Origin of the sequence: Shinella pollutisoli (genome assembly GCF_024609765.1) — a bacterium.
Lineage (GTDB): Bacteria > Pseudomonadota > Alphaproteobacteria > Rhizobiales > Rhizobiaceae > Shinella > Shinella pollutisoli.
Map to the genome: position 1 here is coordinate 86,362 of NZ_JANFDG010000022.1, position 11,786 is coordinate 98,147.

The window sequence follows — 11,786 nt, forward strand, 5'->3', positions numbered from 1 at the left end:
TGCGTCAGGCCGCGTTGGCGTTCTTCTCGTCGGTGATGCGCGCCTTGATGTTGTCGATCATGTTTTCCCGGATGATGGTCTCGCCGTGCGCGGTGCGCATGTGCTCGACGACCCGGCGCACGATCTCCGCGTCGTCATTGGCTCGCGTGTGCCATTCGCATCCCGGGACGAGTGAACCGCATTCAAAAAGCCTCATGACCTATCTCCTGTCGTTTCAACGAATTCCAGTATAGCAGACCGGGCGGCCCGGACCAAATCGGCGGGCCGGCCTCGTCGGAAACGAGGAAGACGCCTCCGCGTTCCGCCGAACGCGGTTCGGACGTCGCCATGGAAACGGCCTCAGGCCGCGTCGGCGCGGGCCCAGGCGTCGAAGCAGGCGGAGGAGCGGAACTGCTCCGGCCGGGTGTGATGGTCCGCCGGCGAATGGCCCGCGCCGCCGGCAAGCAGCCGCCGGGCCTCCTCGACGAAATAGGCATGGGGAAGATCGACGCCGCTTTCGGCCCGGATCGTCTCGGCGAAGCGGTCGAGGAAATCGTCCGCGTTGCGGTCAAGGCCCGCATGCGCCGCATCGTTTGCCGCATGTATCATCATGATACCTCCCTCGTGCAAATCCTGCTCAGGCAATCTAGCACGAAGGCGGCCCGCCGCCCAAATCACAAGGCTGCGACGGAAGCTCGCAGGCCGGAGTTGTTAGGGCCAGCGCACCACCGGGGGAAGGGAGGAGAGGATCGAGTCGACGTTGCCGCCGGTCTTCAGCCCGAAGATCGTGCCGCGGTCGTAGAGCAGGTTGAACTCGACGTAGCGGCCGCGGCGCACGAGCTGCTCGTCGCGGTCCTCCTCCGTCCAGTCCTGGTTGAAGTTGGCGCGCACGATGCGCGGATAGACCATGGCGAAGGCGCGGCCGACGTCCTGCGTGAAGGCGAAGTCCGCTTCCCAGCCGCCAAGCTCCTCGGGCGAGTGCAGCCAGTCGTAGAAGATGCCGCCGGTGCCGCGCGGCTCGTTGCGGTGCTTGAGGAAGAAATATTCGTCGCACCATTGCCTGAAGCGCGCGTGGTCGGCGACGGCATGGCGGTTGCAGGCGATCTCCATCGCCTTGTGGAAGAGCGCGGTGTCCGGGTCCTCCATCGTGCGGCGGCGGTCGAGCACCGGCGTCAGGTCCGCGCCGCCGCCGAACCAACGGCTGGTGGTCACCACCATGCGAGTGTTCATGTGCACGGCCGGCACGTTCGGATTGACGGGATGCGCGATCAGCGAGATGCCCGAGGCCCAGAAGCGCGGATCCTCCTCCGCGCCCGGGATCTGCCGGCGGAACTCCGGCGAGAACGCGCCGTGGACGGTGGAGGTGTGGACGCCGACCTTCTCGAAGACCCGGCCGGCCATCATCGACATGCGCCCGCCGCCGCCTTCTCCGCCCTCGCGCTGCCAGTCGCTCGCCTCGAAGCGGCCGGGAGGCTGGTCGGAGAGGGGGCCTTCGAGATCGTCCTCGGTCGCCTCGAAGGCGGCGCAGATCACGTCGCGGAGCTGCTCGAACCAGGCCCGCGCCCGCGCCTTCTTGTCCTCGATATCCTCGGGCAGGCCTTTCGGCAGGTCCGGTCGTTCCATGGGTTTCCCGCCTCCGGCAGCGTGTTCTCGAATCGCATTTTCGCCACAGTTCCCAACTTTGCGCCGTTTGGCAACCGCCGGCGGGACTCGCAAAGCGGGCGGCAAGGCCCTATCTTTGCGGCATCGGTCGGTCTTGCCGCAGGGAAATCCAGATGGCGCGCGTTCCAGGTCCTCCGCCGCTCACCGGCCTCCGCCGCCGGATCGAGCGCCACCGGCTCGGCAAGCCGGACGGCGGCAGCTTCGTGCGCGAGACCTTCCGCCTCGACCGGGAGGCGGCCCGCGCCAAGGCGCGCGAATGGTTCGAGCAATGGCCGAAGGCCGCCTACTGGACCGAGGTCGAAAGCTGGCGCGCGCTCGACGGCGGCGTCATCGAATTCACCATGCGGCGACTGCCGAGCGCCGACTGATATTGACGCCGGTCCGGCCGTTTTCTATCTTGCGGCCATCGCCAACAACAGAAAGGCGCCGTTGCGGGTCAGAAGCGCGGCTCAGAACCCTTGTTCGAACTCGCGATCGCTGTCTTCCTCATCCTGTTCAACGGGGTCTTCGCCCTTTCCGAGCTTTCCATCGTCTCCTCGCGCAAGCCGCGGCTGAAGACGCTCGCCGCGCAGGGCGTGCGGGGCGCCGCCTCCGCGCTGAAGCTCGCGGAGGATCCCGGAAAATTCCTCTCCACCGTCCAGATCGGCATCACGCTCATCGGCATCCTCGCCGGCGCCTTCTCCGGTGCGGCGCTGGGTGGCCGGCTGCGAGACATCCTGTTTGCGCAGGGCGTGCCGGACTGGCTCGCCGATCCGCTCGGCTACGGCATCGTCATCTCCGTCATCACCTATCTCTCGGTCGTGATCGGCGAGCTGGTGCCCAAGCAGATTGCGCTGCGCAACCCGGAGCGCTTCGCCGTCCTCGTGGCGCCGACCATGTCGCTGCTTTCGCGCGTCGGCGCGCCGGCGGTCTGGGTGCTCGACGCCTCGACGCGGCTGATCTTCCGTCTTCTCGGCCAGCACGAGGTCTCCGAAAGCGTCGTCACCGACGAGGAGATCAAGACCATCGTCGCGGAGGCCGAGGCGGCCGGCGTCATCGAGGGCGGCGAGAAGCTGATGATCGCCGGCGTCATGCGCTTTTCCGACCGCGAGGCGCGCGGGCTGATGACGCCGCGCAACGACGTCGACTGGATCGACCTCGGCGACAGCATCGAGGAGATCCACGCCCAGCTCGTCGAGAGCCCGCATTCGCGCATGCCGGTCGCCGACGGCGGACCGGAGACCATCGTCGGCATCGTCCAGAAGCGGGAGATCCTGTCCGCCATCCTCTCCGGCCAGCCCTTCGACATCCGCACCTTCGTGCGGCCCGCGCCGATCGTGCCCGACACGCTCGACGCCATGCGCGTGCTGGAGACGCTGCGCGACGCGCCGGTGCCGATGATGCTGGTGCACGACGAATACGGCCATTTCGAAGGGGTCATCACGCCCGCCGACGTGCTGGAGGCGATCGCCGGCGTCTTCCGCGCCGATATCGAGGAGGGCGACGACGAGTATGCGGTCCAGCGCGAGGACGGCTCGTGGCTGATCGCCGGCTCGATGCCAATCGACGAGATGGCGGACCGGCTCGGGCTTTCGCTGCCCGGCCGCCGCGGCTACCAGACCGCCGCCGGCCTCGTCATCGAGGCGCTGCAGAAGCTGCCCAAGACCGGCGACATCGTCGAGACGCAGGGCTGGCGCTTCGAGGTGGTCGACATGGACGGCCGCCGCGTCGACAAGCTGCTCGCTGCCCGGCTCGGCTGAGCCTCCTCAGGGGAAGCCGTCGGTCTGGCGCAGCGCCTCGCCGGCGATCATCGCCGCCGACAGCGCGACGTTGATCGAGCGCTGGCCCTCCACCATCGGGATCAGCACCCGGCCGTCTGCCCGCGCGTGCACGGCCTCCGGCACGCCGGCGCTCTCGCGGCCGAAGAGCAGGACGTCGTCCGGCCGGAAGCCGTAGTCGGTGTAGCGGGTCGCCGCCTTCGTCGAGGCGAGCACCAGCCGCCGGCCGCTCTCTGCGCGCCAGTCCTCGAAACGCTCCCAGCTCACATGCCGCGTCAGCGCCACGGTCGTCAGATAATCCATGCCGGCGCGCTTCAGGCTGCGGTCGGAGAGGTCGAAGCCGGCGGGCTCGATGACGTCGACGGCAAGCCCGAGGCAGGCGGCGAAACGCAGGATCGTGCCGGTGTTGCCGGCGATGTCGGGCTGGTAGAGGGCGATGCGGAGCGAGTGCATGAGCGCCGCCTAATCGATCTGTGGTCGGAAGGCAACAGGCCGCGTCCGAGCGAGGAATGTGCGACGAAGTGTCTGGTCAATTCGTCCGTTTCGGGCTAACCAGAGCCATCTGCAACGCGAGAAAAAGGGAGGTTCACGATGGATATATCGATTCGGATGCGCCTTCCGGCCGGAATCACGCCCCTTCTCGCCTAGGCGCTTCGCCGACCTGTTCCTTGCAGGATTTCCTTTTCAGCACGCCCGCGTGACGCATGTTCGACACGCGGCCTTCATTCCGGAACCCGATCCGCTCGCGCCCGATTGGCGCCGTCCGCGCCGGTTCCGCCCCGCATTTCACGGAGAAAGCCAATGTTCGGCTGGTTCGAAAGACGTTTGAATCCCTATCCTTCCGAGGCGCCGCGGCTGCCGCCCAAGGGGCTGTTCCCCTTCCTGTGGCACTACACGCGTCCGGCCGCACCCTGGCTTGCGCTGCTCGGCGTCTGCTCGATGGTGCTCGGCGTCGCCGAGGTCGTGCTGTTCCAGTTCCTCGGCAACATCATCGACTGGCTCTCGGGCAGCGATCCGGCCACGTTCCTCGAACGGGAGGGCACCACGCTCGTCTGGATGGCGGTGCTGCTGCTCCTCGTCATCCCGGGCTTCGGCGCGCTGCACACGCTCACCATGCACCAGGCGCTCGCCGGCAATTTCCCGATGATCGCCCGCTGGCAGATGCACCGCTATCTCATCCGCCAGAGCATGGCCTTCTTCGCCAACGAGTTCGCCGGCCGCGTCTCGACCAAGGTGATGCAGACGGCGCTCGCCGTGCGCGAGACTGTGATGAAGATCATCGACGTCTTCGTCTACGTCATCAGCTACTTCGTCTCGATGATCGCGATCATCGGCTCGGCGGACCTCCGGCTGGTGACGCCGCTGCTCGTCTGGCTGGTCGTCTACGTGCTGATCCTGCGCTACTTCGTGCCGAGGCTGATGCGGATCTCGCGCGAGCAGGCGGACGCCCGCTCGACGATGACGGGCCGCATCGTCGACAGCTACACCAATATCGCGACCGTCAAGCTGTTCTCGCATGCCGGCCGCGAGGAGGCCTATGCGCGCGACGGCATGGACGAGTTCCTCGTCACCGTCTACCGGCAGATGCGGCAGATCACGCTGTTCAACATCGCCATCGACATCAACAACGTGCTGGCGATCTTCGCGACGGCGGCCATCGGCATCTATTTCTGGATCGGCGGCACGGTGTCGGTCGGCGCGGTCGCGGTCGCCGTCGGCCTCTCCATGCGCATCAACGGCATGTCGCAATGGGTGATGTGGGAGGTGACGGCGTTGTTCGAGAGCATCGGCACGGTCTATGACGGCATGGGCATGATGACCAAGGCGCACGACATCACCGACCGCAAGGGCGCCGAAGCCCTGCCGCGCGCCGGGGGCGAGATCGTCTTCGACCGCGTCCGCTTCCACTACGGCAAGAACAAGGGCGTGATCGAGGACCTGTCGCTTGCGATCCGCGCCGGCGAGAAGGTCGGCCTCGTCGGCCGCTCGGGGGCGGGCAAGACGACGCTGATGAACGTGCTCTTACGCTTCTACGACCTGGAGGCGGGCCGCATCACCATCGACGGGAAGGACATCGCCGCCGTCACGCAGGACAGCCTGCGCGAGCAGATCGGCGTCGTCACGCAGGACACCTCGCTGCTCCACCGCTCGATCCGCGAGAACATCGCCTACGGCAAGCCGGAGGCGAGCGATGCGGAGATCATCGAGGCGGCGAAGAAGGCGAACGCCTGGGACTTCATCGAGGGTCTCGTCGACCAGCAGGGCCGCGCCGGCCTCGACGCGCAGGTCGGCGAGCGCGGCGTAAAGCTTTCCGGCGGCCAGCGCCAGCGCATCGCGATTGCCCGCGTCTTCCTCAAGGACGCGCCGATCCTGGTGCTGGACGAGGCGACCTCGGCGCTCGACAGCGAGGTCGAGGCGGCGATCCAGGAGAACCTCTTCGCCCTGATGGAGGGCAAGACGGTGATCGCCATCGCCCACCGGCTTTCGACGCTGACGGAGATGGACCGCCTCGTCGTGCTCGACAAGGGCCGCATCCACGAGACCGGCACCCACGCCGAGCTCGTCGCTGAGGGCGGCATCTACGCCGACCTCTGGTCCCGCCAGTCCGGCGGCTTCATCGCCGACGACGCCGAGGCGGAAGCGGCGGCGGAGTGAGACAAAGCCTTCCCGTCTTTCGGCGGGGAGGCTTTTTACGTGCCCGCTCGTTTCGACGTCAGTTCGAGGCCGAGCGCCTGCATGACGGCGAGCATCGACTTGAGCGTCGGGTTGCCGTCATTGGCAAGCGACCGGTAGAGCGCTTCCCGCGCGAGCCCGGTCTCCTCGGCAATCCGGCTCATGCCTCGCGCGCGGGCGGCGACGCCGAGCGCATGAGCGATATAGCCGGCATCCCGGGTCTCGAAGGCGTCCTTCATGAAGAGGTCGGCCGCCTCGTCGGACGTCAGGGCTTCGGCGGGGTCGTAGGCATGCAGCGTTTCAGTCATGTCGGTCGTCCAGTCTGGCGGCGAGCGCCTTTGCAGCGGCGATGTCCCGTTTCTGCGATCCCTTGTCGCCGCCGCACAGCAACAGGATGACCGCATTGCCCTTCAGCGTGAAATAGACGCGGTATCCCGGGCCGTAGTGGATGCGGATCTCGCTGACGCCCTCGCCAACCGGCTTGACGTCGCCCACGAGGCCGTAGGCGAGGCGGTTGATCCGCCGGCGATCATGGCGCGAGCCCGTCCATCGCCAAGCGAGCGCTCCCATTTCCGGAATGTCTCGGTCTGCTTGATCGTGAGCGCCATATAGGTTGTGACTTTAATATTACAATGGTCGAAAATCAAGCGCGAATTGCCCGGGCCCACCTTTCCGATCTTTAATTTGCCCCCCGTCAAAAACAGCCTATATCGGGGGACATGATCTTCCGCCCGCTCTTCTCCTGGTTCGAGAACTGGATACAGCCCTTCGCGCGACGGGACGATCTCCGGCCGCCGCGCGGGCTTCTTTCCTTCGTCTGGTTCTACGTGCGGCAGGCGAAGATGCCCTTCGTGGCGTTGCTGGTGCTCGGCGGGCTGACGGCGGGGATCGAGGCGGCGACCTTCTGGTTCGTCGGCCGGGTGGTCGACATGCTGGCCACCGTCGAGCCGGGCGCGGGGTGGAGCGGCCTGCTTTCGGCGCACGGGCCCGAGCTCCTGACGATGCTCGTGCTGATCGGCCTCGTGCGCTTCGTCGTCGCGTCCCTCACCGCGCTCGTCGACCAGCAGGTCATCACGCCGGGCTTCTACAATCTCGTGCGCTGGCAGGCCTATGTCCATGTCGCGCGCCAGTCGCTCTCCTTCTTCCAGAACGACTTCTCCGGCCGCATCGTCACCAAGGTCTGGTCGGCCGGCCAGGCGACGGGCGACGTCATCACCTCCTTCATGGAGAGCGTCTGGTTCGTGACGATCTACACCGTCTCGACGCTGGTGCTGATCGGCGGCCTCGACTGGCGGCTGGCGGCGGTCGTCATCGGCTGGCTCACGCTCTTCGCCGTGCTCGCGCGCCATTTCGTGCCGCGCATCCGCGAGCACTCGCGCGAATCCGCCGAGGCAGGCTCGATGATCAACGGCCGCATGGTCGACGCCTATTCCAACATCCAGACGCTGAAACTGTTCGGCCGCGACGAGGCGAACGACCGCTATATCCGCGACGGCTTCGACATCTTCCAGTCGACCATCCTGCGCTTCACGCGGCTGCTCACCAGCGTGCGCGCCTCGATGGCCTTCCTTTCCGGCCTGATGATCGCCGGCATGGCGGTGCTGTGCATCCATCTCTGGCTCGGCGGGCTCATCTCATCGGGCGCGGTCGCCTTCACCATGGCGCTGGTGCTGCGGCTCAACTTCCTGCTCGGCCGGCTGATGACGCAGCTCAACAGCATCATGCGCAACATCGGCACGATCCAGAATTCCGCCGACCTCATCTCGCAGGAGATCGGCCTCGTCGACCGGCCGGACGCCACCGAGATGCGCGTGACGCGGCCGGAGATCCGCTTCGAGAAGGTCCGCTTCCATTACGGCCGCCCCGGGGGCGTCATCGACGACCTGACGCTGACGATCCGGCCGGGCGAGAAGGTCGGCATCGTCGGCCGCTCGGGCGCGGGCAAGTCGACGCTCGTCAACCTGCTCTTGCGCTTCTACGACCTCGAAGGCGGGCGCATCCTCGTCGGCGGCGAGGACATCGCCACCGTCACGCAGGAGAGCCTGCGCGCCAATATCGGCATGGTCAGCCAGGACACGGCGCTGCTGCACCGCTCGATCCGCGACAACATCCTCTTCGGCAATCCGGATGCGAGCGAGGCGCGGATGATCGAGGCGGCGAAAAGGGCCGAGGCGCACGATTTCATCGCGGCGCTATCCGACCAGCGCGGCCGCACCGGCTACGACGCCCATGTCGGCGAGCGCGGGGTGAAGCTCTCCGGCGGCCAGCGCCAGCGCATCGCCATTGCCCGCGTCATGCTGAAGGACGCGCCGATCCTCGTGCTCGACGAGGCGACCTCCGCGCTCGACTCGGAGGTGGAGGCGGCGATCCAGGCCAATCTCGAACGGCTGATGCGCGGCAAGACCGTGCTCGCCATCGCCCACCGGCTGTCGACCATTGCCGCGCTCGACCGGCTGATCGTCATGGACAGGGGCCGCATCGTCGAGGAGGGGACGCACGCCGCGCTCGTCGCCCGCGGCGGGCTCTACGCCGATCTCTGGTCGCGCCAGTCGGGCGGTTTCCTCGGTCACGAGGAGGCCGCGCAATAGGCTTGTCAAGCCCTGCCGGCGATTGCCTTCCTTCGCCGCGAAGCGCTTGATGTTCAAGGCGATCCGCCGCCTCGGCGGATGACGGCGCGTTTTCCCGCGACATTGTGCCCACATCCCCTTGCCAAGGCTGGACATAATTTGCGATCAAGCTTAGAACGCGCCGGATTGACGGGGAATCTATGGCCGTATTGTGTCCGGATGTTGCCGGTTCCCAAGGGGCGTTGCGGTTTCCGCGAGACTTTGCGTGAGAGGATGGTTTAGCCGTGAGCGAACACGAGACATTAAGCGAATCCCAGGGCGAGCCCACTCGCCGCGATTTCCTTTACCTGACCACGGGGATGGCGGGCGTCGTCGGCGTCGGCTCCTTCGCGTGGCCCTTCATCGACCAGATGCGCCCCGACGCCTCCACGCTCGCGCTCGCGTCGATCGAGGTGGACGTCTCCAGCCTCGAGCCGGGCATGTCGCTGACCGCCAAGTGGCGCGGCAAGCCGGTCTTCATCCGCAACCGCACCGACAAGGAAGTCGAGGAGGCCAAGGCCGTCGCGCTTTCCGATCTCAAGGACCCGGTCGCCCGCAACGCCAACGTCGCCCCCGACGCCCAGGCCACCGACCTCGAGCGCTCCGCCGGCGAGGGCAAGGAGAACTGGATCGTCATGATCGGCTCCTGCACCCATCTCGGCTGCGTGCCGCTCGGCCAGGCCGGCGATTTCGGCGGGTGGTTCTGTCCCTGTCACGGTTCTCACTACGATACCGCCGGCCGCATCCGTAAGGGCCCGGCGCCCGAGAACCTGCCCGTGCCGACCTTCTCGTTCGTTTCCGACACAGTTATCAAGATCGGTTGAGGGGACTACTGATTATGAGTGCTGATCATTCAACCTACCAGCCGACGACCGGCATCGAAAAATGGGTCGATTCGCGCCTGCCTCTGCCGCGCATGATCCATGACAGCTTCGTCTCCTACCCGGTCCCGCGCAACCTGAACTACGCCTACACCTTCGGCGCCATGCTGTCGGTGATGCTGGTCGTGCAGATCCTCACCGGCATCGTGCTCGCCATGCACTATGCGGCCGAAACCACCGTCGCCTTCAACTCGGTCGAGAAGATCATGCGCGACGTGAACCACGGCTGGCTGCTGCGCTACATGCACGCCAACGGCGCGTCCTTCTTCTTCATCGCGGTCTATCTCCACATCGCCCGCGGCCTCTACTACGGCTCCTACAAGGCGCCGCGCGAGATCCTCTGGATCCTCGGCGTCGTCATCTACCTGCTGATGATGGCGACCGGCTTCATGGGCTACGTGCTGCCCTGGGGCCAGATGTCCTTCTGGGGCGCTACCGTCATCACCGGCTTCTTCTCGGCCTTCCCGTGGGTCGGCGAGTGGATCCAGCAGTTCCTGCTCGGCGGCTTCGCGGTCGACAACCCGACGCTCAACCGCTTCTTCTCGCTGCACTACCTGCTGCCGTTCATGATCGCCGGCGTCGTCGTCCTGCACATCTGGGCGCTGCACGTCACCGGCCAGACCAACCCGACCGGCGTCGAGGTGAAGTCGAAGACCGACACGGTCGCCTTCACGCCCTATGCCACCATCAAGGACGCGCTCGGCGTCTCGGTCTTCCTGATCGTCTTCGCCTGGTTCATCTTCTACATGCCGAACTATCTCGGCCATCCGGACAACTACATCCCGGCCGACCCGCTGAAGACCCCCGCCCACATCGTTCCGGAATGGTACTACCTGCCGTTCTACGCGATGCTGCGCGCCATCACCTTCAACGTCGGCCCGATCGACTCCAAGCTCGGCGGCGTTCTGGTGATGTTCGGCTCGATCATCATCCTGTTCTTCCTGCCCTGGCTCGACACATCGAAGGTCCGCTCGGCCGTCTACCGTCCGTGGTACAAGCTGTTCTTCTGGATCTTCGTGGCGAACGCCATCATGCTCGGCTGGCTCGGCGCCCAGCCCGCCGAAGGCATCTACGTCATCCTTTCGCAGCTCGGCACGCTCTACTACTTCGGCTTCTTCATCGTCATCATGCCGCTCCTCGGCCTGATCGAGACCCCGAAACGCATTCCGAACTCCATCACGGAAGCGGTTCTGGAACAGAAGAACGCCAAGGCCTGAAGCGAGCGATGAAAGGAACAATGACAATGAAAAAGCTTGTTGCAGGTCTTCTCTCGCTCGCCCTGGCCGCCGGCCTCGGTCTCTCGCTCGCCTCCGCGCAGGACGAGCAGGCCGCCGGCGCGGAAGCGGAGCACGCCACCCCGCACTACCCGCTCCACCATCCGAAGGAGCAGGACTGGACCTTCGCCGGCCCCTTCGGGAAATACGACAAGGGGCAGCTGCAGCGCGGCCTCAAGGTCTATACGGAAGTCTGTTCGGCGTGCCATTCGATGAGCCTCGTCTCCTTCCGCACGCTGGAAGGCCTCGGCTACTCGGAAGCGCAGGTGAAGGCCTTCGCCGCCAACTACGAGGTCGAGGACGGCCCGAACGGCGACGGCGAGATGTTCACCCGCAAGGCCGTGCCGTCCGATCACTTCCCGTCGCCCTATCCGAACCACGAGGCGGCCGCCGCCTCCAACAACGGTGCGGCCCCCCCGGACTTCTCGCTGATCGCCAAGGCGCGCGGCATCACCCGCGGCTTCCCGCAGTTCGTCTTCGACATTTTCACGCAGTACCAGGAAGGCGGGCCGGACTACATCTACTCGCTGCTGACGGGCTACGAAGAGGAGCCGCCGGCGCATATCGAGGTCGCCGAGGGCACCTATTACAACCCGTATTTCGCCGGGTCGGCCTCGCTGGCCATGGCGCCGCCGATCTCCGACGACCAGGTGACCTACGACGACGGCACGCCGCAGACGCTCGACCAGTACGCCCGCGACGTCTCCGCCTTCCTGATGTGGGCCGCCGAGCCGCATCTGGAGGAGCGCAAGCGCACCGGCTTCATGGTCATGGTCTTCCTGGTGATCTTCACCGGCCTGATCTACCTCACCAAGAAGTCGGTCTACGCCAGCAAGGAACACTGAGCGGCCTTCCCGCTCGGCAATCGAGGCGGCCTCCGGGCCGCCTTTTTTGTAACCAAAGTAAACCTCCACCTCCGGTGGAGGACTGGACGAGTTCTACATCGTGGTCGAG

The 11,786-nt window shown here is 66.1% G+C and carries 12 protein-coding genes and 1 pseudogene; 7 read left to right on the forward strand and 6 right to left on the reverse strand.

What is annotated here, in order from left to right; translation table 11 throughout:
- Window positions 1–4: 4 nt before the first annotated feature.
- From NNZ72_RS17845 to hemF, 3 genes are all read right to left on the reverse strand, one after another.
- Window positions 5–196: a DUF1059 domain-containing protein gene (locus NNZ72_RS17845; protein WP_257316786.1), complete on the reverse strand. Its 192-nt coding sequence runs from the start codon at window positions 194–196 to the stop codon at window positions 5–7.
- A 143-nt stretch (window positions 197–339) separates the two neighbouring features.
- Entirely contained in the window at window positions 340–591 is a 252-nt protein-coding gene (locus NNZ72_RS17850; RefSeq protein ID WP_257316787.1) for a hypothetical protein, read from the reverse strand.
- Window positions 592–690: 99 nt separating this feature from the next.
- The gene (gene hemF, locus NNZ72_RS17855; protein ID WP_257316788.1) at window positions 691–1,602 is read right to left on the reverse strand and encodes an oxygen-dependent coproporphyrinogen oxidase; all 912 of its coding nucleotides are present in this window, start codon (window positions 1,600–1,602) and stop codon (window positions 691–693) included.
- A 152-nt stretch (window positions 1,603–1,754) separates the two neighbouring features.
- Between hemF and NNZ72_RS17860 the strand changes: the two genes are divergently transcribed.
- Both NNZ72_RS17860 and NNZ72_RS17865 read left to right on the forward strand, forming a co-directional pair.
- A complete protein-coding gene (locus tag NNZ72_RS17860) occupies window positions 1,755–2,009 on the forward strand; it encodes a hypothetical protein (protein WP_257316789.1) in 255 nt (84 codons plus the stop codon).
- A 90-nt stretch (window positions 2,010–2,099) separates the two neighbouring features.
- On the forward strand, window positions 2,100–3,380 hold the full coding sequence (locus tag NNZ72_RS17865; protein WP_257316790.1) for a hemolysin family protein: 1,281 nt from the start codon (window positions 2,100–2,102) through the stop codon (window positions 3,378–3,380).
- A 6-nt stretch (window positions 3,381–3,386) separates the two neighbouring features.
- Here NNZ72_RS17865 and NNZ72_RS17870 read toward each other — a convergent pair whose 3' ends face one another.
- Entirely contained in the window at window positions 3,387–3,851 is a 465-nt protein-coding gene (locus NNZ72_RS17870) for a tRNA (cytidine(34)-2'-O)-methyltransferase (protein ID WP_257316791.1), read from the reverse strand.
- Between the two features lie 348 nt (window positions 3,852–4,199).
- On the opposite strand from NNZ72_RS17870, the gene NNZ72_RS17875 reads away from it, so the two are divergent.
- Window positions 4,200–6,053 (forward strand): ABC transporter ATP-binding protein, encoded by a 1,854-nt coding sequence (locus NNZ72_RS17875; protein WP_257316792.1) that lies wholly within the window; start codon window positions 4,200–4,202, stop codon window positions 6,051–6,053.
- Between the two features lie 35 nt (window positions 6,054–6,088).
- On the opposite strand, the gene NNZ72_RS17880 is transcribed toward NNZ72_RS17875, so the two are convergent.
- The gene (locus tag NNZ72_RS17880; RefSeq protein WP_257316793.1) at window positions 6,089–6,379 is read right to left on the reverse strand and encodes an addiction module antidote protein; all 291 of its coding nucleotides are present in this window, start codon (window positions 6,377–6,379) and stop codon (window positions 6,089–6,091) included.
- Window positions 6,372–6,679, reverse strand: a pseudogene (locus NNZ72_RS17885) (type II toxin-antitoxin system RelE/ParE family toxin). The gene NNZ72_RS17880 and the pseudogene NNZ72_RS17885 overlap by 8 nt, the downstream one beginning before the upstream one ends.
- Window positions 6,680–6,790: 111 nt before the next feature.
- Between NNZ72_RS17885 and NNZ72_RS17890 the strand changes: the two are divergent.
- The 4 genes from NNZ72_RS17890 (at window position 6,791) to NNZ72_RS17905 (ending at window position 11,677) form a co-directional block, all read left to right on the forward strand.
- Window positions 6,791–8,659, forward strand: coding sequence for an ABC transporter ATP-binding protein (locus NNZ72_RS17890; RefSeq protein ID WP_257316794.1), 1,869 nt, complete (start codon window positions 6,791–6,793; stop codon window positions 8,657–8,659).
- A gap of 263 nt (window positions 8,660–8,922) precedes the next feature.
- Window positions 8,923–9,501, forward strand: coding sequence for a ubiquinol-cytochrome c reductase iron-sulfur subunit (petA, locus tag NNZ72_RS17895; RefSeq protein ID WP_257316795.1), 579 nt, complete (start codon window positions 8,923–8,925; stop codon window positions 9,499–9,501).
- 14 nt (window positions 9,502–9,515) lie between these two features.
- Window positions 9,516–10,775 carry a cytochrome b gene (locus NNZ72_RS17900; RefSeq protein WP_257316796.1) on the forward strand — a complete coding sequence of 420 codons (1,260 nt, stop codon included), beginning with the start codon at window positions 9,516–9,518 and terminating at the stop codon, window positions 10,773–10,775.
- A 26-nt stretch (window positions 10,776–10,801) separates the two neighbouring features.
- Window positions 10,802–11,677 (forward strand): cytochrome c1, encoded by an 876-nt coding sequence (locus NNZ72_RS17905; RefSeq protein WP_257316797.1) that lies wholly within the window; start codon window positions 10,802–10,804, stop codon window positions 11,675–11,677.
- Window positions 11,678–11,786 lie beyond the last annotated feature (109 nt).

Coding starts and splice junctions, on each gene's coding strand:
- hemF (WP_257316788.1), bottom strand. CDS start 1,602: ATGGAACGACCGGACCTGCCGAAAGGCCTGCCCGAGGATATCGAGGAC.
- NNZ72_RS17845 (WP_257316786.1), bottom strand. CDS start 196: ATGAGGCTTTTTGAATGCGGTTCACTCGTCCCGGGATGCGAATGGCAC.
- NNZ72_RS17905 (WP_257316797.1), top strand. CDS start 10,802: ATGAAAAAGCTTGTTGCAGGTCTTCTCTCGCTCGCCCTGGCCGCCGGC.
- NNZ72_RS17880 (WP_257316793.1), bottom strand. CDS start 6,379: ATGACTGAAACGCTGCATGCCTACGACCCCGCCGAAGCCCTGACGTCC.
- NNZ72_RS17890 (WP_257316794.1), top strand. CDS start 6,791: ATGATCTTCCGCCCGCTCTTCTCCTGGTTCGAGAACTGGATACAGCCC.
- NNZ72_RS17870 (WP_257316791.1), bottom strand. CDS start 3,851: ATGCACTCGCTCCGCATCGCCCTCTACCAGCCCGACATCGCCGGCAAC.
- NNZ72_RS17900 (WP_257316796.1), top strand. CDS start 9,516: ATGAGTGCTGATCATTCAACCTACCAGCCGACGACCGGCATCGAAAAA.
- NNZ72_RS17860 (WP_257316789.1), top strand. CDS start 1,755: ATGGCGCGCGTTCCAGGTCCTCCGCCGCTCACCGGCCTCCGCCGCCGG.
- NNZ72_RS17875 (WP_257316792.1), top strand. CDS start 4,200: ATGTTCGGCTGGTTCGAAAGACGTTTGAATCCCTATCCTTCCGAGGCG.
- NNZ72_RS17850 (WP_257316787.1), bottom strand. CDS start 591: ATGATGATACATGCGGCAAACGATGCGGCGCATGCGGGCCTTGACCGC.